Genomic DNA, 20,179 nt, shown 5'->3' with positions numbered 1-20,179 from the left:
CGCCGACCGCATCCGCAAAGGTGTGAGACCCCATGGATCCAGCCCGTTCGCTCGCTGACGCGCAGCCGACACCGTTCTGGCTGGAGGACCCCGGCAGGCCGCGGGCCGGCTCCGCCCTCGTCGGCGACGAGCACTGCGACCTGCTGGTGGTCGGCGGCGGCTACACCGGGCTGTGGACGGCGCTGCGGGCCAAGGAGCGTGACCCGCGCCGCGACGTCGTCCTGATCGAGGGCAAGGAGGTGGGCTGGGCGGCGTCCGGCCGCAACGGCGGCTTCTGCGCCGCCAGCCTCACCCACGGCCTGGCCAACGGACTCGCCCGCTGGCCCGAGGAGTTCGCGCGACTGGAGGAGCTGGGCCACCGCAACCTCGACGGCATCGAGGAGGCGATCGCCCGCTACTCCATCGACTGCGACTTCGAACGCTCGGGGGAGATCGACGTCGCCACCGAGCCCTACCAGCTCGACGACCTGAGGGCGTCCGCGCAGGAGGCCGCCCGGCACGACATCGAACTGGAGCTGCTCGACCGTGACCAGGTCCGTGCCGAGGTCGACTCGCCGACCTTCGTCGGCGGCCTGTGGGACCGCACCGGCGTCGCCATGCTGCATCCGGCGAAACTCGCCTGGGGGCTCAAGCGGGCCTGCGAGGAACTGGGCGTACGCGTCTACGAGCACACCCGCGCCACCCGGCTCGCCCACAACGGCTCCGGCATGGCCGTGCGCACCCCGTACGGGCGGGTCTTCGCCCGGCACGTCGCGCTCGGCACCAACGTCTTCCCCTCGCTGGTGCGCCGGGTGCGCCACTACATCGTGCCCGTCTACGACTACGCGCTGGTGACCGAGCCGCTGACGCCGCAGCAGCTCGGCGCGATCGGCTGGAAGAAGCGCCAGGGGCTGGGCGACAGCGCCAACCAGTTCCACTACTTCCGGCTCACCGCCGACAACCGCGTCCTGTGGGGCGGCTACGACGCCGTCTACCCCTACGGCGGCCGCCTGGACGCCGCCCGTGAGGAACGCCCGGAGACCCACCTGAAGCTCGCCGGACACTTCTTCCGCTGCTTCCCGCAGCTGGAGGGCGTGCGCTTCACCCACTCCTGGGGCGGCGCGATCGACACCTGCTCCCGCTTCGCCGCCTTCTACGGCACCGCCCACGACGGGAAGGTGGCCTACGCCGCCGGCTACACCGGCCTCGGCGTCGGCGCCACCCGCTTCGGCGCGGACGTCATGCTCGACCTGCTGTCCGGCGAGCGCACCGAGCGCACCGAACTGCGGATGGTCCGCACCAAGCCGCTGCCCTTCCCGCCCGAGCCCCTGGCGTGGGCGGGCATCGGCCTCACCAAGTGGTCCCTGGACCGCGCCGACCGCAACGCCGGCCGCCGCAACCTGTGGCTCAAGGCGATGGACCGGCTCGGCCTCGGCTTCGACAGCTGACCGGGCCCCGCACCCCGCGGGTGCCCCATGATCCGGATCACCCCATCGGGCGTGGTGAAACCCGCGTAATGATCCGCCGCCGGCCCCCTCTCTCCGCGTGACAGCACGACAGCGCACACACGGAACGGAGGAACCGGCATGGTGGGCACAGACGCGCGGGGCGCGGTCGATTGGCTGGTTTCCGTGGCACCCGACCCCGACGCCACCCGGTGGGAATGGGAGCGCCATCCCCTCGGCGTGACGCTCCTGCCCGCCGGGAGGCTGTGGGACGTCCTCATCCTCACCGGCGAACTGGGCCACCCGACGCTCGACGTCCTCACCCGGCTCACCGACCGCCCCGGCCCGGTCCTGGCCGACTCCGGCGACTCCCGCATGGGCTACTTCGTGCCCCCGGGCACCGCCGCCCGGTGGATCGGCACCGGTGTACGCACCGCGGGCCCCGGCACCTGGATCGTGGTCCCGTACCCCGGCCGCGCAACCGGCGGCGTCCGCTGGCTGGTGCCACCGGACGGCACCGGCATCCTCACCGACCCCGGCGTCCTGGAGCTGGCCATGCACGAGGCGGCGGCCCGTGTGGCGGTACGGCGCGGCCGTGATCCGGGTGAATGACCCCGCGCCGGGGGGCCCGGCGGCCGTACGCCTTCGTGCGCGACACTGGTGCCATGATCCCGACGGACCGCGGCCGGCCCCGGAGCGGCCGCGGACACCCGGGCGCACCACGGCGCGCCCCCGTTCCCGCGCCCCGCGTCGCGGCGGGCTGACATGGCCCTCACGCCCGGCCTCGCCCACCTCGTCGAGACCGCCCTGCCCGTCTGCGGGCGCCACGGCCTGGCCGTGGCGGGCGGTCTCGCGCTGATCGCGCACGGCTTCGACCGCCGCCCGTCCCGCCATCTCGACCTGGTGACCTTCAGCTCCACTCCGGCCGGCGACATCGGCGCCGCGCTCGCGGCCGCGTACACCGGGGCCGGGTACGACGTGGTCCCGCTGCCCGGCACACCGCTGGCCGCCCACCTCGGCGCCACGCCGCCGGGCGACGCCGGCTACACCGTCCACGTGGCCAAGCAGCCGCTGTCCCGTCCCCCCGTCCGCGTCGGCCTCGGCCTGTCAAGGCCGGTGCCCGTGGTGGCGCTGGAGGACTGCGCCGCCCTGAAGGTGGCCGCCGTCGCCGACCGCGCCACGGTGCGCGACCTGGTCGACGTCCACGCCCTGACCGCCTGGTTCACGCCAGGGGAGCTGCTGGCCATGGCGGTCCACCTCGACGAGGACCTCCAGCCGCGCCTGCTCGCCGACCGCCTCGACAAACTCGTCGAGGCCGACGACGCGGCGTACGCGGCCCAGGGACTGGACGCCGCGGCCGTCGCCGACGCCAAGCGCTGGGCCTTCGACTGGGCACAGGACATCCGCCTGGACCTCATGGAGGGCATGGAACACCCCGACGAGCTGTACGACCTGTAAAGCTCCCCGCCCCGGCGCCGACACCTTGGTGCTTGAGCCCGTCCTGCCCACTGACGACACTGGCAGGAGACGAGGAGAGGAAGGTCCGCCGTGACCGACAAGCACATCACGCACTGGATCGCCGGACAGGCGTGGACCGGCACCACGGAGCGGCACGGGGACGTGTACGACCCCGCGACCGGGGCCGTGACCGGGCGGGTGGACTTCGCGTCGATCGCCGAGGTCGACCAGGCCGTCGGCGCGGCCGCCGCGGCGTTCAAGGAGTGGCGCCACGCCTCGGTGGCCAAGCGGACCACGGTGCTCTTCGCCTTCCGTGAACTGCTCAACGCCAAGCGCGAGGAACTGGCCGCGATCATCGTCTCCGAGCACGGCAAGGTGCACTCGGACGCGCTCGGCGAGATCGCCCGCGGCCTGGAGGTCGTCGAGTACGCCTGCGGCATCCCGCAGCTGATCAAGGGCGGTTTCACCGAGCAGGCCTCGACCGGCATCGACGTCTACTCGATCCGCCAGCCGCTCGGCCCGGTCGCGATCATCTCGCCCTTCAACTTCCCGGCGATGGTGCCGATGTGGTTCTTCCCCATCGCCATCGCCGCGGGCAACACCGTCGTCGTCAAGCCCTCCGAGAAGGACCCGTCCGCCGCCGACTTCCTCGCGCGGCTGTGGAAGCAGGCCGGCCTGCCGGACGGCGTCTTCAACGTCGTGCACGGCGACAAGGTCGCCGTCGACCGCCTCCTGGAGCACCCGGACGTCAAGTCCGTCTCCTTCGTCGGCTCCACCCCGATCGCCCGCTACGTCTACGAGACCGGCACCCGCTACGGCAAGCGCGTCCAGGCCCTGGGCGGCGCCAAGAACCACATGCTGGTGCTGCCGGACGCGGACCTGGACCTCGCCGCCGACGCCGCCGTCAACGCCGGGTTCGGCGCGGCCGGCGAGCGGTGCATGGCCGTGTCCGTGCTGGTCGCGGTCGACCCGATCGGCGACACGCTGGTCGAGAAGATCAAGGAGCGGATGGCCACCCTCACGGTCGGCCCCGGCTGCAACGCCGCCTCCGAGATGGGCCCGCTGGTCACCGGCGCCCACCGCGACAAGGTGACGTCCTACCTCGACGCGGGCCTCGCGGACGGCGCGACCCTCGCCGTGGACGGCCGTACGCACGCCGTCACGGGCGAGGACACCGAGGACGGCTTCTGGCTCGGCCCGACCCTCTTCGACGACGTCAAGCCCGGCATGTCCGTCTACAACGACGAGATCTTCGGCCCGGTGCTGTCCGTGGTCCGCGTGGGCTCGTACGACGAGGGCCTGGAGCTGATCAACTCCAACCCGTACGGCAACGGCACGGCCATCTTCACCAACGACGGCGGCGCCGCCCGCCGCTTCCAGCACGACGTCGAGGTCGGCATGGTCGGCATCAACGTGCCGATCCCGGTGCCGGTGGCGTACTACTCCTTCGGCGGCTGGAAGGCCTCGCTGTTCGGCGACACCCACGCCTACGGCCCGGACGGCGTCCAATTCTTCACCCGCGGCAAGGCCGTCACCCAGCGGTGGCTCGACCCGAGCCACGGCGGCATCAACCTCGGTTTCCCGACCAACAACTGACACCCCCACCCCGAAACCCGTTGACCTGCGCTTATGCGGTCAGCGGGTCTCGTCTGTCCGCGCCGGGTCCGCATGCTGCTGCTCTCCTGCGAGGGGAAGTGACCACCACGGGCGGGCGCCCCGGGCAAGGCGAAGCGCGGCTCAGCGCGCAGGGTGATGACGCCCCGACCGGCAACCGACCGCCAGGGCGGCTCCCGCGAGCAGGGCGCCGCACAGCAGCCAGCTCCCCACGACGTCGAGCGGCCAGTGGTAGCCGCAGTGGACCAGGGCGACCCCCACCGCACCGTTGAGCAGCAAGGCGGCCGCGACCAGCAGCCGCCGTGCCGCCCTGCGTGCCAGCCACGGCAGCAGCAGGAGCGCGGCGCCGCCGTAGGCGGCGGCCGCCGTGGCGGTGTGTCCGGAGGGGTAGAGCCCGGGATAGCCGGGGGAGAGGGTCAGCGAACCGGGGCCGGCCCGGCCGATCAGCGGCTTCACCAGCGCGACCAGCAGGGGCGCGGCGGCCATCACGAGCGCGTACGCCAGCGGCGGCAGCCAGGGGCGGGGCAGCCCGTACCGGCGGGCGCGCCAGGTGGTGCAGACCATCGTCAGCAGCAGCACGGGCACGGCGACCTGCCAGTTGCCCAGGTCGGCGAGGAACTGCGGCACGGCGGAGCGGTCTGCGGGGTGGGGGGAGGATCCCGCAAAGGTGGCGCGCACCGGCCCGTCGAGGGCCAGCAGGCGCCCTCGTAGTGCCTCCTGCCAGGTCAGCAGTCCGAAGAGCGCCGTGCACACCACGGCCACCAGAGAAGTTGGCCGCCCCGGAACAGGGGGGAGAGTTCCGGGGCGGCCAGAACGATCGCCGTACCGCCCGCCCCGGGGGGTTTGGGGCAAGCGGCCGACCGATCGGCGAGGATTGCCGGAGCCTTCGGCTTCGGCGCTGTGCGCGAGGGCACTGCTGTGCCGATGATGGGGAGTCACCGGCAAAGTGTCGCCCGCGGACTTCCGCAGACGGGGTGTTTCATCCATCTGCGGAAACCGTACGTCACCGGGGGCCCGCCGGGCAGGGGTTGCACCCTCCCGCCATCAGGCCCGCACACCTTCTTCACGCTGTGTGTCGTGCACGCTCGGTCACGGGCGAAGCGCCTGGTCACAGCCGGGCGAACGCGCCCTCGATGATGTCCAGACCCTCGTTCAGCAGGTCCTCCCCGATGACCAGCGGCGGCAGGAAGCGCAGCACGTTGCCGTATGTGCCACAGGTCAGGACCACCAGGCCCTCGGCGTGGCAGGCCTTGGCCACGGCGGCGGTCGCCGCGGCGTTGGGGGTCTTGCCGCCCGGCTCCACCAGCTCGATCGCGATCATGGCGCCGCGGCCGCGGACATCGCCGATGATCTCGAACTTCTCCTGCATGCCGCGCAGCCGGCCGAGCATGATCTCGCCGATGCGGCGCGCCTTGGCGTTGAGATCCTGCTCCTTCATCGTCTCGATGGCGCCGAGCGCACCGGCGCACGCCACCGGGTTGCCGCCGTAGGTGCCGCCCAGACCGCCGGAGTGCGCGGCGTCCATGATCTCGGCGCGGCCGGTCACCGCGGCCAGCGGCAGACCGCCCGCGATGCCCTTGGCGGTGGTGATCAGGTCCGGGACGATGCCCTCGTCCTCGCAGGCGAACCACTGGCCGGTGCGGCAGAAGCCGGTCTGGATCTCGTCCGCGACGAAGACGATGCCGTTCGCCCGGGCGAACTCCACCAGCTTCGGCAGGAAGCCCTTGGCGGGCTCGATGAAGCCGCCCTCGCCCTGGATCGGCTCGATCACGATCGCGGCCACGTTCTCGGGCCCGACCTGCTTGGTGATCATGTCGATCGCCTGGGCCGCCGCCTCCTGCGCGCAGTTCTCCGCGCCGGTCAGCCAGCGGTAGGGGTAGGCCAGCGGCATCCGGTAGACCTCGGGCGCGAACGGGCCGAACGAGTGCTTGTACGGCATGTTCTTCGCCGTCAGCGCCATCGTGAGGTTGGTGCGGCCGTGGTACCCGTGGTCGAAGACGACGACGGCCTGCCGCTTGGTGTACGCGCGGGCGATCTTCACCGCGTTCTCGACTGCCTCGGCACCGGAGTTGAACAGCGCGGTGCGCTTCTCGTGGTCGCCCGGGGTCAGCTCGTTGAGGGCCTCGGCGACCTCCACGTAACCCTCGTACGGCGTCACCATGAAACAGGTGTGGGTGAAGTCGGCCAGCTGTGCCGACGCACGGCGTACGACCGCCTCGGCGCTGTTGCCGACCGAGGTCACCGCGATGCCGGAGCCGAAGTCGATCAGGGAGTTGCCGTCCACGTCCTCCAGCACGCCGCCGCCGGCGCGGGTGACGAAGACGGGCAGGGTCACGCCGACACCGTTCGCGACCGCCGCCGTCTTGCGCGCCAGCAGCTCCTGCGACTTGGGGCCGGGGATCGGGGTGACGAGTCGGCGCTCCTGGGCCAGATCGGTCATGGCGGACGTACTCCTTCGAACCGTGGTCTTTTCTCGCAGGCTAAGCCCGTACGGCGGAGCCCCGCACACTCCGATAGGGCGCACTGCGGAACGCCTCTTCGACGTGGCGGACATGAGCGTGCCAAGATCCTTCAGACTGCGGTGGCCGCTCGACTACATTGAGTGCGGACCTGCGAGGGGTGGCACACGCGATGGAACGCGACGGTACGCACGAGAAGCCCGCGGCGCCTCCGCCCGGAGGCCCCGGCCCGCAACCGGGCACGCCGCCGGTACCCGGTGCCCGGCCGATGCCGGGCACCCCGCCCGCGCACGCCGGACCGCCGCCCGTGCCCGGCGCCCGGCCGGGCCCCGCCGGCCCCGGCCGCGCACCCAGGGCCGTCCCGGCCACGCCCCCGCTGCCCCCCGGACCGCCGCCCCAGCCGGGTACCCGCCCCGGCGCCGGCTCGTGGCACGCCCCGGCGGAGTCCGCGGCGACCGCCACCTCGGACGGGTCCGGTTTCCTCGCCTGGCTGCGCGCCCCGCGCCCGGCCGCCGCCCCCGGTGTGTGGCGCCTCGGGCACCGTCCCCGCCCCGCCGCCGACCCGGACGCCGTGCCGGGCCGCCAGCTCGTGGCCGGCGCCCTGATCTCCTTCCTCGGCGGCTGGCTGCTGTGGTCCCTGCTGTGGAACGGCTACCTCGGCAGCTACTGGCTGTGGCCGCTGCTCGCCCTGACCCCCGACTCCTGGCGGCAGGCCGACGGCAACCAGACCGCCTACCTGTGGGCCTCGTACCTCTACTACGCGCTCATCGGCGGCGCGCTCCTGGTCTTCTTCGCCCGCATCGGACGCTGGGCCGAACTGTGGCGCCGCTACATCACCGCCCCGCTCCAGCGGTCCCGCGAGCAGGAGCGCACGGCCACCGGCAGCGAACCGGCCGACCCCGCCCAGGACCCGGCGGCCTTCCCCGCGCTCCGCCAGGGCGGCGCCGCCGACGCCGCGGAGCGGCTCGCCGAGGACGCGCGCTCCGGGCTGATGAACGACGTCGACTTCGCCCGCCTCTCCCGCGCTTGGCAGTCGGTGCGCTCCGAGCCCGGCCGGCTGACCGCCTTCACCGACACCGTCCTGCGGTACGGGGCCGCCGCCTGCGCCCACCCCTCCGGCGCCCGCGACCTGCCGACCCGCACTGCCCGGCACGACCTGCTCGCCGGCCAGGTCCGCATCGGCGCCGCCCCCGAGGACGAGCGCAACCCCCGCTCCCACCGCGGCGCCGGCTACGCCCTGGACCTCTCCGTGCTCGGCACGTCCCTGCTGGCCGTCGGGCCGCCCGGCTCCGGCAAGACGGTGCGCGTGGTGCGGCCCGCGCTGGAACTCATGTGCCTGCAGGCCCTCGCCGGGCGGGCGGCCGTCGTCGTGGTCGGCACCGAGGGGGCACGGCTCGCGCCGGACGAGTCCTTCGACGTCGTCGTCAAGATCGGCCACCCCGACTCCGCCTACGACCTCGACCTGTACGGCGGCACCGCGGACCCCGACGAGGCCGCAGGTTTCCTCGCCGAGGCCCTCGTCGGCGACCTCGCCGCGGCACTCCCCGGCAACGACAGCCGCCGCGCCGCCACCGCCCTCGCCCAGCTCCTCGGGCCCTTCCAGGCCGCCCACGACCGCTTCCCCTCCGTCCCCGAGCTGCGCGAACTCCTCGACGGCACGCCCTCGGCGCTGGCCGCGCTCCGTTCCGCCCTGCAGGGCCGCGGCGGCGCCGCCCAGGGGCAGCTGCGCGAGCTCGACGCACGGGAGCGGCAGTCCGCCCGCGCCGGCGACGCGGGCCCCCTCCTGGCCGACCGCATCGCGTTGCTCGACCGGCCCGCGTTCGCCGGGTTCTTCGACACCACGGGGGGCAGCCACCCCTTCTCGCTGCGGGGCCTGGAGCACCCGCTGCGGGTCCGCATCGACCTCCCGGAGCGGGGCCACGCCGAGGTCTCCCGGATGCTGGCGCGGCTCGTCCTCGCCCAGTTCGCCGAGTGCGCCGCGGCCCGGCAGGACCGCTCGCTGTTCGCCTGCCTCGTCCTGGACGACGCCTCCCACACGGTGACCGCGGAATCCGTGCGCGGCCTGCAGCGCATGCGCTCCGCCAACGCGGGCGCGGTGCTCACCCTGCGGACGCTCGACGACGTCCCGGAGGCCCTGCGCGGCGCCCTGCTCGGCGCCGTCGGCTGCCGGGCGGCCCTCGCCGGGGTCACCGCCTGGGACGGCGCGCGGTTCGCGGAGGTCTGGGGCAAGGAGTGGGTGGACGTCCACGACGTCACGAACCGCCAGATCATCGCGGACGAGCCGCTCACGCGCGTGTTGCACACGGTGCGGCGCCTGGTGACGGGGAAGGCGGTCACGGCGGAGTCGGTCACCGTGCGGCGGGTCGAGCGCGAGCGGTGGTCCGCGTCCGACCTCGCGCACGCGGTCCCTGCGGGGCACGCGGTCGTGTCGCTGACGTCGGTGGACGGGGAGCCGGCGCCGCCGGTGCTGGTCGATCTGCGCGCCTGATCCCGCGTGTGCGGGTGCGTTGCGCCAGCGGCGGGCGGTTCCCCCCGCCCGCCCTCCCCCGCCGAAGGCCGGGCGACCCCCATCCGGCGCGATTGGTGCGGGCCTGCACCATGTGCCCCACAACGCACGCAGCGAGGTGGTCGCTGACCGCGCCGGGCAATCGGGCGGGCGAGGGGGGGGGAGAAACCACAACAGCAACCACGACGCACGCGCACACTCCAGACGCGCCGCACCGCAGGTATACGGTGAGGCAGAATCGGAAGTGAACGCACTCCGAGTTGGAGAAAAAGCCCGTGCCCCCCACGCTCGCCTCGTTGCTGCGGAACCCCGCACTGAAGCTGGTCGTCCTCGCCGGAGGCGACCGCCTGGGGGAGGCCGCCGTGCGCTGGGTACACACCAGCGAGCTGGACGACCCGGCGCCGTACCTGGAGGGCGGCGAGCTCTTGCTGACCACGGGCCTCAAGCTGGACGTCGGCTCGCCCGAGGCCCTCGGCCAGTACGTGGCCCGCCTGGCCGAGGCCGGCGTCGTGGGTCTCGGGTTCGGCGTGGGGGTGAGCCACGACGCCGTGCCGCAGGCGCTCGTGGACGCGGCGGCCGCGCACCGGCTGCCGTTGCTGGAGGTGCCGCACAAGACCCCGTTCATCGCGATCAGCAAGGCCGTCTCCGCGGAGATCGCCGCCGACCGGTACAAGGCGGTGACCGCCGGGTTCGAGGCGCAACGGGAGCTGACGCGGGCGGCGCTCGCGCCGGACGGGACGGCGGCACTGCTGTCCCGGCTGGCGGCGCATCTGAACGGCTGGGCGGCGCTGTACGACGCGTCGGGCGCGGTGGTGGCCGCGGCGCCGGAGTGGGCGGGGCGGCGGGCGGCGCGGCTCGCCGGCGAGGTGGAGCGGCTGCGCGGCAGGCCCGCCCCGGCCAGCGCAGCGGTCGCAGGACCGGCCGGCACGGAGGACCGCGTCGAGCTGCAGTCGCTGGGCACCGGCCGGCGCCCGCGCGGCTTCCTCGCCGTCGGCACGGAGGAGCGGCCGGACACCTCCGCCCGGTACCTCGTGCACGCCGCCGTCGCGCTGCTGACGCTGTCCCTGGAGCAGTCCCGCGCGCTGCAGGACACGCAGCAGCGCCTGGGTGCCGCGCTACTGCGGATGCTGCTGGTCGGCGAGCCCGAGCACGCGCGCACCGTGGCAGGCCGGCTGTACGGCGGGCTGTTCGACGCCCACGTGCGCGTGCTGGTCGCGGAGCGCGCGCAGGCCGCCGGGGACGCGGTGGGGCTGCTGGCCGAACGGGTGGAGGCGGCCGGGATGCGTGCCGCGGAGCCCGTGCTGGCGGTGCGGGACGAGGACCGGCTTACGGTGCTCGCGGCCGCGAACGGCGACGTGATGCCGGCCTGCGTGGCGGCGGTCGACGGGAGCGACGACCTGGTGGCCGGGCTGTCAGCCGCGGTGGCCGCCGCGGGTGTTCCGGGCGCGCACGAGCAGGCCGAGCGCGCGCTGGCGGTCGCCCGGCGGCGTGGCCGCAGCCTCGTCGAGCACGACGAGGTCGGTGCCGGCTCGGTGCTGCCGCTGCTGAGCGACGACGCCGTACGCGCCTTCTCCGACGGCCTGTTGCGGCCGTTGCGGGAGCACGACGCCACCGCCCGCGGCGATCTGGTCGCCTCGCTGCGGGCGTGGCTGTCCCGGCACGGGCAGTGGGACGCCGCCGCGGCGGACCTCGGGGTGCACCGGCACACGCTGCGCTACCGGATGCGGCGGGTGGAGGAGATCCTCGGGCGCTCGCTGGACGACCCCGACGTGCGCATGGAGCTGTGGCTGGCCCTCAAGTCCTGCGGCTGAATGTGGCCTGCCAAAACGTCGCATCGGGCGACGCCCGCAGGACGCACTGGACAAGACCGACCGGGTGCCGTCCGCCCTACCGTGGTCCGCATGAGCACCCCCACCGCGTTCTGGCTCGCCGGCCGCCCCGTCACCGGCGAGGACACCTTCGATGTCGTGAACCCGTACGACGGCAGCGTCGTGGCCTCCGTCGGCGTGCCGACCGCCGCCCAGGTGGAGGAGGCCGTCGCCGCCGCCGAGGCCGTCGAGGCGGAGTTCGCCGCGACCCCCGCCCACGTGCGGGCCGCGGCCCTGGACCATGTGTCGAAGCGGCTGGCCGAGCGGGCCGAGGAGATCGCCCGGCTGATCACCGCGGAGAACGGCAAGCCCGTCAAGTGGGCCCGCGGCGAGGTCGGCCGTGCCGTGTCCGTCTTCCGCTGGGCGGCGGAGGAGGCGCGCCGCTTCAACAGCGGTGACGCCCAGCGCCTGGACACCGACGCGGGCGGCGTGGGCCGTCTCGCGCTGACCCGGCGCTTCCCGCGCGGAAGCGTGCTCGGCATCGCGCCGTTCAACTTCCCGCTGAACCTGGTGGCCCACAAGGTGGCCCCGGCGATCGCGGTGGGCACGCCGATCATCCTCAAGCCGGCCCCGGCGACCCCGCTGTCCGCGCTCGTCCTCGGCGAGATCCTTGCCGAGACCGACCTGCCGGCCGGCTCGTGGAGCGTCCTGACCGTCCCGAACGACCACATGTCCGCCCTGGTGCAGGACGAGCGGCTGCCGGTCATCTCCTTCACCGGCTCCGACCGGGTCGGCTACCAGATCATGGACTCGGTACCGCGCAAGCACACCACCTTGGAGCTGGGCGGCAACGCCGCCGCCGTCGTGCTGGCCGACTGGTCCTCCGAGGAGGACCTGGAGTGGGCGGCGGGCCGCATCGCCACCTTCGCCAACTACCAGGGCGGCCAGTCCTGCATCTCGGTGCAGCGGGTCGTCGCCGACGCCTCCGTGTACGACCGGCTGGTGGAGAAGGTCGTCGCCAAGGTCCGGGGACAGGTGACCGGCGACCCCTCGGACGACGCGACCGACGTCGGCCCGCTCGTCGACGAGAACGCCGCCGTGCGTGTCGAGTCCTGGGTCGAGGACGCCCTCGCCAAGGGCGCCAAGCTGCTGACCGGCGGCAAGCGCGAGGGCGCCGCCTACGAGCCGACCGTGCTGGCCGAGCTCCCCGCGGACGCGGTCCTGTCCACCGAGGAGGCCTTCGGGCCGGTGCTGTCCCTGCACAGGGTGGACGGCACCGACGAGGCCTTCGCGCTCGTCAACGACTCCCGGTTCGGCCTGCAGTGCGGTGTGTTCACCCACGACCTGCAGACCGCCTTCCGTGCCCACCGCGAGCTGGAGGTCGGCGGTGTCGTTATCGGCGACGCCCCCTCCTATCGCGCGGACCAGATGCCCTACGGCGGCGTCAAGGACTCCGGCGTGGGCCGCGAGGGCGTCAAGTACGCCATGGAGGACTACACCTACGAGCGGGTCCTGGTCCTGACCGGTCTCGCCCTGTAGTCCCCAGGGCAGGAGAAGCCACCCCTTCCAGCGGCCGGGGCGCATGTGCGGTGCGCCCCGGCCGCGCTGTGCGCGCTGTCGGCATGAGCACGTAAAGTGACGCTGTCATGGACGGCGCCAGAGAGGCGCCAGGGAGGGGAAACACAAGGTGGCAACGTATGCGGTGATCTGCGCGGCGGAGGCCGGGGCGACCGCGGAGGCCGTGGCTGGGGGACCGGTCGGCGGCTGGGTGGCCGGGGGCGGCGGCGGCACCGGAGTGCTGTTCGACGCGCCGGTGACCGAGGGCGAGGGCATCGGTATCGCTGACGTGGTGCCGGCGGGGCGCGAGCTGGCACGGCGGCTGGACGTACCGGCCCTGGTGCTGGTGGCGACGCCGCAGGTCGCGTACGCGGTGTTCGTGCGCCCGGACGGCGAGGGCAGCCAGAGCATGGTGTGGGCCGCGGACTGGGAGCCGCCCACCGACCCCCAGGAATACGCGGAGCACCGCGCTCAGTGGGACGCCCAGGCCGCCCGCTGCGCGCAGTGGTTCGGGCGCCCCGAGGCGGCCGCTGCCCTCGCGGAGGTCCGCAACGACCCGCGCCCCGGCGAGGCCAAGCCGGACACGGAGGAGCTGCTGCGCCGGGTGTGCGCGGCACTCGGGGTCCCGGCCGAGACGGTCGGCGCCTCCTCGCTCGCCTCCCCGGACGGCGTCGCGGACGCGGGCGTCCCGGACGGCTCGGTACGCGTCGAGGCCGCGCCGCCGGAAGGCGCCGGGCCGGCCGCGGCCAGCAGCTCGACGGCGCGCGCCGTGCGTGCCCTGATGCTGCTCGCCGGCTTCTACCTGCTGGGCGTGGTGCTGCTCGCGGTGCTGGCGGGAATCGACGTCCTGGTCGCCTCGTGGGGCTCGGGCGCACTCACCGGCAAGGTCGTCGTCGTCAGCGCCGTCCTGGCCGTCCCCATCGTCCGCGGCATGTTCATGCTGCGGCGTCCCGAGGACGGCGGTTCCTCGGGGGTCCCCGTCACCGAGCAGCAGCAGCCCGAGCTGTGGGCGGCCGTCCGCGACCTCGCCGCCCGCTACGGCACCCGGGCGCCGGACGAGATCGTCCTCGTCGGCGAGGTCAACGCCGCCGTGTCCGAGAAGTCCCGCCTCCTCGGCCTGATCGGCGGGCGCCGCCGCATGTACATCGGCGTGCCCCTGCTCGCCGGGCTGACCGAGCGCCAGCTGCACGCCGTCCTCACCCATGAGCTCGGCCACTACGGCAACAGCGACACACGGCTGTCCGCGATCACCCTGCGCGGCCAGGAGCGCATGCTGCGCACCATCGCCCACTTCGAGGAGCGCGCCGCCCGCGCCCAGGGCAAGGAACAGGTCAAGCAGGAGGAGCGGGCCGCCAAGGCACTGGCCAAGGGCCGCAAGGCCAAGGACGTCGACGCCTCAAGCGCCGGCGTCACCTACCGCGCCATGGCGGCGATCTACACGGCCTACGCCAAGTTCTACCTGCGCGCCTCGCACAGCGTCGGCCGCGCCCAGGAACTCGCCGCCGACCAGGCCGCCGTACGGCTCGCCGGGCGCGACGCCACCGCCTCCGCGCTGCGCGAGATCCCGGTCCTTGACGCCGCCTTCGACCACTACATGCGGCAGTACGCCGCCTTCGGCGCCCCGGCCCGGCTGCTGCCGCCCGCCGGAGAGGTCTACGGCGGCCTGCGTCGCTTCCTGACCGACCCCGCCCGCCACGCGGAGCTGGACCGGCTGCGCGCCCGGCTGCCGCGCGAGCAGCGCTCCCCGTATGACTCGCATCCCCCGATCGCCGAGCGCGTCCGCCTCGTCGAGGCGGCGCCCGCCGACGGGCCGGGCGCGGCGCCCGCCGGGCAGGACCGCCCGGCCCTGGAGCTGCTGCACGACCGGGACCAGGTGCTGATCGCCCTGGAGGCGGCCACCCTCAGCCCGGAGAGCCAGGCATTCACCCGAGTGGAGTGGAGCGCCCTCGCGGATCCGGCGGTGCGTCTGCTGCTCGCCGAGAACGCCGCGCCGCTGCGCGTCGCGCTGTCGGCCGCGGGCACCGAGCCGACCGTGACGGCCCTGCTCGACGCCGCAGACCAGGGCCGCCTCCCGGCCCTGGCGCAGGGGCTGCCCGAGGGCGCGCTGCATACCGGCGTCGCCGCCCTGGCCGGCCTCGCCCTCGCCGAATCCGGCGCGGCGCACTGGGAACTGACCTGGGATCAGGGTGTCCGGCTGGTGCTGGCCGACGGCACCGACGAGGCGGAGTTCGGCGCCGCCGTCGACGCCCTCGCCGACCCCGTCACCGAGGGCGGTCCCGCCCCGGACACCGCGCCGCTGCGCAAGCTGCTCGCGTCGGCCTGAACCGCCGTCGGAAAGGTCACCGGCCCTCCGCGCCCCGTGCGCGAGGGCTGGTGACCAAGCCGGAACCGGGGTACTAACGAACAAGTAGCACCGGTCGGTAACCGACGCGAGGTGACGCCCCCATGTCCGCAGCATCCGCCCGCCCCACCGTTTCCGAACGCGAAGCGCGCCAGGTCGCAGAGGCCGCCCGCGAACAGGAATGGCGAAAGCCGAGCTTCGCCAAGGAACTGTTCCTGGGCCGCTTCCGGCTCGACCTGATCCATCCCCACCCCACACCATCGACCGAGCAGGTCCAGCGCGGCGAGGAGTTCCTGGCCAAGCTGCGCGACTTCGTCGAGACGAAGGTGGACGGGGCCCTGATCGAGCGTGAGGCGAGGATCCCCGACGAGGTCATCACCGGGCTGAAGGAGCTCGGCGCCCTCGGCATGAAGATCGACCCCAAGTACGGCGGCCTCGGCCTCACCCAGGTGTACTACAACAAGGCGCTGGCCCTCGTCGGCTCCGCCAGCCCCGCGATCGGCGTGCTGCTCTCCGCGCACCAGTCGATCGGCGTGCCCCAGCCGCTGAAGCTGTTCGGCACGCCGGAGCAGAAGGAGCGGTTCCTGCCGCGCTGCGCCCGCACCGACATCTCGGCCTTCCTGCTCACCGAGCCCGACGTGGGGTCCGACCCCGCGCGCCTGGCGACCACGGCGGTCCCCGACGGGGACTCCTACGTCCTCGACGGCGTGAAGCTGTGGACCACCAACGGCGTCGTCGCCGACCTGCTGGTCGTCATGGCGCGGGTACCGAAGAGCGAGGGCCACAAGGGCGGCATCACCGCCTTCGTGGTCGAGGCCGGCTCCGAGGGCATCACCGTGGAGAACCGCAACTCCTTCATGGGGCTGCGCGGCATCGAGAACGGCGTCACCCGCTTCCACCAGGTGCGCGTCCCCGCCGAGAACCGCGTCGGCCCCGAGGGCGCCGGGCTGAAGATCGCCCTCACCACCCTCAACACCGGGCGCCTGTCGCTGCCCGCCTCCTGCGTCGCGGCCGGCAAGTGGTGCCTGAAGATCGCCCGCGAGTGGTCGGCCGCCCGCGAGCAGTGGGGCAGGCCGGTCGCCCGGCACGAGTCCGTCGGCGCGAAGATCTCCTTCATCGCGGCGACCACCTTCGCCCTCGAGGCGGTCATGGAGCTCTCCAGCCAGATGGCCGACGAGGACCGCAACGACATCCGCATCGAGGGCGCGCTGGCCAAGCTCTTCGCGTCCGAGATGAGCTGGACCATGGCCGACGAACTGATCCAGATCCGCGGCGGCCGCGGCTTCGAGACCGCGCAGTCCCTCGCCGCCCGCGGCGAACGGGGCGTGCCGGCTGAGCAGTTGCTGCGCGACCTGCGGATCAACCGGATCTTCGAGGGCTCCACGGAGATCATGCACCTGCTGATCGCCCGCGAGGCCGTCGACGCCCACCTGTCGGTCGCCGGGGACCTCATCGACCCCGACAAGGCGCTCGGCGACAAGGCCAGGGCCGGCATGAAGGCCGGCGGCTTCTACGCCCGATGGCTGCCGAAGCTGGTGGCCGGCCCCGGCCAGATCCCCGGCACGTACGCCGCCTTCCACCCGGCGGGCCACCCCGACCTCGCCGCGCACCTGCGCTACGTCGAGCGAGGCGCCCGCAAGCTCGCCCGCTCCACCTTCTACGCCATGTCGCGCTGGCAGGGCCGGATGGAGACCAAGCAGGGCTTCCTGGGCCGCGTCGTCGACATCGGCGCCGAACTGTTCGCCATGAGCGCCGCCTGCGTCCGCGCCGAGATGCTCCGCAACCGGGGCGAGAACGGACGCGAGGCCTACCAGCTCGCCGACGCCTTCTGCCGCCATTCGCGGATCCGCGTCGAGGAGCTCTTCGGGCGCCTGTGGACCAACACCGACGCCATCGACCGCAAGGTCGTCGACGGGGTCCTGGGCGGCGCCTACACCTGGCTCGAGTCCGGCATCGTCGACCCCTCCAGCGACGGCCCGTGGATCGCCGACACCACCCCGGGCGCCTCCGCCAAGGAGAACGTCCACCGGCCGATCCGCTGAGCGGACCGGGGCCGCGTCCCCCGTGCACACGGCACCGCCTCCCCGGAGGCGGTGCCGTCGCCGTCGTGGCGACCGGACACAATGGGGGGATGACGGACTCTCTCGCCGACCCGCACCTGCGGCTGCCCGGACCGGACGCGGCCACCGCCGCCCACGAAGGCCCCCGCGACATCGTGATCCTGGGTTCGACCGGATCGATCGGCACCCAGGCCATCGACGTCGTCCTGCGCAACCCCGACCGCTTCCGGGTGGTGGCCCTGTCCGCCGCCGGCGGCCGGGTGGAGCTCCTCGCCGACCAGGCGCTGCAGCTCGGCGTCTTCGCGGTCGCCGTCGCGGACGAGAACGCGGAAGGCCCGCTGCGGCAGGCGCTCACAGAGCGCTACGGCACCGAGCCCCTGCCGGAGATCCTGGTCGGCCCGGACGCAGCGACCGAGCTGGCCGGCCGTCCGTGCCACTCCGTCCTCAACGGCATCACCGGCTCGATCGGGCTGCGCCCCACACTGGCCGCCCTGGAGGCGGGCCGGACGCTGATCCTCGCCAACAAGGAGTCGCTGATCGTCGGCGGCCCCCTGGTGAAGGCCGCGGCCAGGCCGGGCCAGATCGTGCCGGTCGACTCCGAGCACTCCGCGCTCTTCCAGGCCCTCATGGGCGGCTCCCGCGCCGAGGTCCGCAAGCTCGTCGTGACCGCCTCCGGCGGCCCCTTCCGCGGCCGGGACAAGGAGGAGCTGGCCGGGGTCACCCCCGAGCAGGCGCTGGCCCACCCCACCTGGGACATGGGCCCGGTGGTGACCATCAACTCGGCCACCCTGGTGAACAAGGGCCTGGAGGTCATCGAGGCCCACCTGCTCTTCGACATTCCCTTCGACCGCATTGAGGTCGTCGTCCACCCGCAGTCGTATATCCACTCGATGGTGGAATTCACGGACGGCTCCACGCTGGCCCAGGTCAGCCCGCCCGACATGCGGATGCCGATCTCGCTGGGCCTCGGCTGGCCCGAGCGGGTGCCCGACGCCGCGCCCGGCTGCGACTGGACCAAGGCGGCCACGTGGACCTTCTTCCCGCTCGACGACGAGGCGTTCCCGGCGGTGGCGCTCGCCCGCCGCGTCGGTAGCCTCGGGGGTACCGCCCCCGCGGTGTTCAACGCGGCCAACGAGGAGTGCGTGGCCGCGTTCCTCGCGGGCACGCTGCCCTTCACGGGCATCGTGGACACCGTCGCACGGGTGGTCGAGGAGCACGGCACTCCCGCCGAGGGAACCTCCCTCACCGTGGAGGACGTCCTCGAGGCGGAGAACTGGGCGCGGTCCCGCGCCCGGGAACTGGCTGCGGAACAGGCGACGACGGAGGCTGCACACGTATGACGGGACTCATGTGGGGACTGGGAATCGCCGTCTTCTTGGTCGGTCTCCTCTTCTCCATCGCCTGGCACGAGCTCGGCCACCTCTCGACGGCCAAGCTGTTCAAGATCCGGGTGCCGCAGTACATGGTCGGCTTCGGGCCGACCATCTGGTCCCGCCACAAGGGTGAGACCGAGTACGGCGTCAAGGCGATCCCCCTCGGCGGCTACATCCGCATGATCGGCATGTTCCCGCCCGGCGACGACGGCCGGATCGCGGCCCGCTCCACCTCGCCCTTCCGGGGGATGATCGAGGACGCCCGCTCGGCGGCGTACGAGGAACTCAAGCCCGGCGACGAAACCCGGATGTTCTACACGCGCAAACCCTGGAAGCGCGTGATCGTCATGTTCGCCGGCCCGTTCATGAACCTGATCCTGGCCTTCGGGCTCTTCCTGGCGCTCTTCATGGGCTTCGGCATCCCGACCCAGACCACGACGGTCGGCTCGGTCTCGGACTGCGTCGTCCCCGCCTCCGACACCAAGGCCCTCAAGGCCAAGAACCCCTGTGCCCTCGGGGACTACCCGGACGCTCCCGCCAAGGCGGCCGGGCTGCGGCAGCGCGACCGGATCGTGGCCTTCAACGGGGTGAAGGTCGACGACAGTCAGTGGACGGTGCTGCAGCAGGAGATCCGCAAGACCATCGGCCCCGCCACGATCACCGTCGTGCGCGACGGCAAAACCGTCGACCTGCACGCGACCCTGATCGCGAACACGGTCGTCAAGACCGACGGGCACGGGGGCATCGTCAAGGACCAGTACGTCCAGGCCGGGTTCCTCGGCTTCACGCCCGCGGAGGGCGTGGTCAAGTTCGACTTCGGGCAGTCCATCGACCATATGGCCACCACGGCCGAGGAGGGTGCCCGCTCCCTCGTGGCGCTCCCCGGCAAGATCCCCGGACTGTGGAACGCGGTCTTCAGCGGCGCCGAGCGGCAGCCCGACTCCCCGGTCGGCATGATCGGCGCGGCGCGTCTCGGCGGCGACATCTTCGCCCTGCCGCTGCCGGCCACGCAGAAGGTCGCCACGATGGTGAACGTGCTCGCGGGGGTCAATCTGGCCCTCTTCCTGTTCAACATGCTCCCGCTGCTCCCGCTCGACGGCGGCCACATCGCGGGCGCCCTGTGGGAGTCCGTCCGCCGGCGGATCGCCAAGGTCCTCCGCCGGGCCGACCCCGGTCCCTTCGACGTGGCGAAGCTGATGCCCGCCGCCTACGTCGTCGCGGGGATCTTCATCTGCTTCACGGCGCTGGTCATGGCCGCCGATCTGATCAATCCGGTGCGCTTGACCTAGGCGCGATGTCGGAGGCGTGGGCGGGGTGACGTAGTCTCGTTCACCGGAGCCCGCCCACGCCGCCGGGACCTCGATCCGCGTACTTTGGGGATGCCACGCACATGACCGCGATTTCGCTCGGGATGCCGTCCGTTCCGATCAAGCTCGCCGACCGACGCAAGAGCCGCCAGATCCAGGTCGGATCGGTCGCGGTCGGCGGCGACGCCCCGGTCTCCGTCCAGTCCATGACCACCACCGTCACGGCCGACATCGGCGCCACACTGCAGCAGATCGCGGAGCTCACCGCGTCC

Annotated in this window: 14 protein-coding genes; 12 read left to right on the top strand and 2 right to left on the bottom strand. The window is 73.3% G+C overall.

Going from position 1 to position 20,179, the window contains the following annotated elements:
* The first annotated feature begins 32 nt into the window (after window positions 1-32).
* From ACRWNP_RS25430 to ACRWNP_RS25415, 4 genes are all read left to right on the top strand, one after another.
* Window positions 33-1,427, top strand: a complete 1,395-nt coding sequence (locus tag ACRWNP_RS25430; RefSeq protein WP_431965164.1) for an NAD(P)/FAD-dependent oxidoreductase — start codon at window positions 33-35, stop codon at window positions 1,425-1,427.
* Window positions 1,428-1,565: 138 nt separating this feature from the next.
* Window positions 1,566-2,036, top strand: coding sequence for a hypothetical protein (locus ACRWNP_RS25425; RefSeq protein WP_431965162.1), 471 nt, complete (start codon window positions 1,566-1,568; stop codon window positions 2,034-2,036).
* 153 nt (window positions 2,037-2,189) lie between these two features.
* Window positions 2,190-2,882: a nucleotidyl transferase AbiEii/AbiGii toxin family protein gene (locus tag ACRWNP_RS25420; protein WP_431965160.1), complete on the top strand. Its 693-nt coding sequence runs from the start codon at window positions 2,190-2,192 to the stop codon at window positions 2,880-2,882.
* Between the two features lie 90 nt (window positions 2,883-2,972).
* The gene (locus ACRWNP_RS25415) at window positions 2,973-4,478 is read left to right on the top strand and encodes a CoA-acylating methylmalonate-semialdehyde dehydrogenase (RefSeq protein WP_431965158.1); all 1,506 of its coding nucleotides are present in this window, start codon (window positions 2,973-2,975) and stop codon (window positions 4,476-4,478) included.
* A 141-nt stretch (window positions 4,479-4,619) separates the two neighbouring features.
* Here ACRWNP_RS25415 and ACRWNP_RS25410 read toward each other — a convergent pair whose 3' ends face one another.
* Together ACRWNP_RS25410 and gabT are read right to left on the bottom strand one after the other, a co-directional pair.
* A complete protein-coding gene (locus ACRWNP_RS25410; RefSeq protein WP_431965156.1) occupies window positions 4,620-5,258 on the bottom strand; it encodes a phosphatase PAP2 family protein in 639 nt (212 codons plus the stop codon).
* 346 nt (window positions 5,259-5,604) lie between these two features.
* Window positions 5,605-6,936, bottom strand: coding sequence for a 4-aminobutyrate--2-oxoglutarate transaminase (gene gabT, locus ACRWNP_RS25405; protein WP_431965154.1), 1,332 nt, complete (start codon window positions 6,934-6,936; stop codon window positions 5,605-5,607).
* Between the two features lie 287 nt (window positions 6,937-7,223).
* Between gabT and ACRWNP_RS25400 the strand changes: the two genes are divergently transcribed.
* The 8 genes from ACRWNP_RS25400 to ACRWNP_RS25365 all read left to right on the top strand — a co-directional run.
* A complete protein-coding gene (locus tag ACRWNP_RS25400) occupies window positions 7,224-9,443 on the top strand; it encodes an ATP-binding protein (RefSeq protein ID WP_431965152.1) in 2,220 nt (739 codons plus the stop codon).
* Window positions 9,444-9,736: 293 nt separating this feature from the next.
* Window positions 9,737-11,272: a PucR family transcriptional regulator gene (locus ACRWNP_RS25395; RefSeq protein ID WP_431965150.1), complete on the top strand. Its 1,536-nt coding sequence runs from the start codon at window positions 9,737-9,739 to the stop codon at window positions 11,270-11,272.
* A 90-nt stretch (window positions 11,273-11,362) separates the two neighbouring features.
* Window positions 11,363-12,808, top strand: coding sequence for an aldehyde dehydrogenase family protein (locus tag ACRWNP_RS25390; protein ID WP_431965148.1), 1,446 nt, complete (start codon window positions 11,363-11,365; stop codon window positions 12,806-12,808).
* A 148-nt stretch (window positions 12,809-12,956) separates the two neighbouring features.
* Window positions 12,957-15,149 carry a M48 family metalloprotease gene (locus tag ACRWNP_RS25385; protein ID WP_431965146.1) on the top strand — a complete coding sequence of 731 codons (2,193 nt, stop codon included), beginning with the start codon at window positions 12,957-12,959 and terminating at the stop codon, window positions 15,147-15,149.
* Between the two features lie 122 nt (window positions 15,150-15,271).
* Complete coding sequence (locus tag ACRWNP_RS25380) at window positions 15,272-17,209, top strand: acyl-CoA dehydrogenase family protein (RefSeq protein ID WP_431965144.1); 1,938 nt, start codon at window positions 15,272-15,274, stop codon at window positions 17,207-17,209.
* Window positions 17,210-17,298: 89 nt separating this feature from the next.
* The gene (gene dxr, locus ACRWNP_RS25375; protein WP_431965142.1) at window positions 17,299-18,567 is read left to right on the top strand and encodes a 1-deoxy-D-xylulose-5-phosphate reductoisomerase; all 1,269 of its coding nucleotides are present in this window, start codon (window positions 17,299-17,301) and stop codon (window positions 18,565-18,567) included.
* Window positions 18,564-19,889, top strand: a complete 1,326-nt coding sequence (locus tag ACRWNP_RS25370; protein ID WP_431965140.1) for a M50 family metallopeptidase — start codon at window positions 18,564-18,566, stop codon at window positions 19,887-19,889. Before dxr ends, ACRWNP_RS25370 begins: the two co-directional genes overlap by 4 nt.
* 101 nt (window positions 19,890-19,990) lie before the next feature.
* A partial coding sequence (locus tag ACRWNP_RS25365; protein WP_431965138.1) for a flavodoxin-dependent (E)-4-hydroxy-3-methylbut-2-enyl-diphosphate synthase occupies window positions 19,991-20,179 on the top strand: 189 nt, incomplete at its 3' end.

This window comes from Actinacidiphila sp. bgisy160 (assembly GCF_965342435.1).
In the GTDB taxonomy this organism is placed as follows: Bacteria; Actinomycetota; Actinomycetes; order Streptomycetales; family Streptomycetaceae; genus Actinacidiphila.
Note: the sequence above shows the minus strand (reverse complement) of the source record. Positions and strands in the feature narration are given on the sequence as shown.

What these genes read in the sequence shown, in the direction of transcription:
- ACRWNP_RS25430 (WP_431965164.1), top strand. Translation starts at nt 33, where the DNA reads ATGGATCCAGCCCGTTCGCTCGCTGACGCGCAGCCGACACCGTTCTGG.
- ACRWNP_RS25425 (WP_431965162.1), top strand. Translation starts at nt 1,566, where the DNA reads ATGGTGGGCACAGACGCGCGGGGCGCGGTCGATTGGCTGGTTTCCGTG.
- ACRWNP_RS25420 (WP_431965160.1), top strand. Translation starts at nt 2,190, where the DNA reads ATGGCCCTCACGCCCGGCCTCGCCCACCTCGTCGAGACCGCCCTGCCC.
- gabT (WP_431965154.1), bottom strand. Translation starts at nt 6,936, where the DNA reads ATGACCGATCTGGCCCAGGAGCGCCGACTCGTCACCCCGATCCCCGGC.
- ACRWNP_RS25400 (WP_431965152.1), top strand. Translation starts at nt 7,224, where the DNA reads ATGCCGGGCACCCCGCCCGCGCACGCCGGACCGCCGCCCGTGCCCGGC.
- ACRWNP_RS25390 (WP_431965148.1), top strand. Translation starts at nt 11,363, where the DNA reads ATGAGCACCCCCACCGCGTTCTGGCTCGCCGGCCGCCCCGTCACCGGC.
- ACRWNP_RS25380 (WP_431965144.1), top strand. Translation starts at nt 15,272, where the DNA reads ATGTCCGCAGCATCCGCCCGCCCCACCGTTTCCGAACGCGAAGCGCGC.
- dxr (WP_431965142.1), top strand. Translation starts at nt 17,299, where the DNA reads ATGACGGACTCTCTCGCCGACCCGCACCTGCGGCTGCCCGGACCGGAC.
- ACRWNP_RS25370 (WP_431965140.1), top strand. Translation starts at nt 18,564, where the DNA reads ATGACGGGACTCATGTGGGGACTGGGAATCGCCGTCTTCTTGGTCGGT.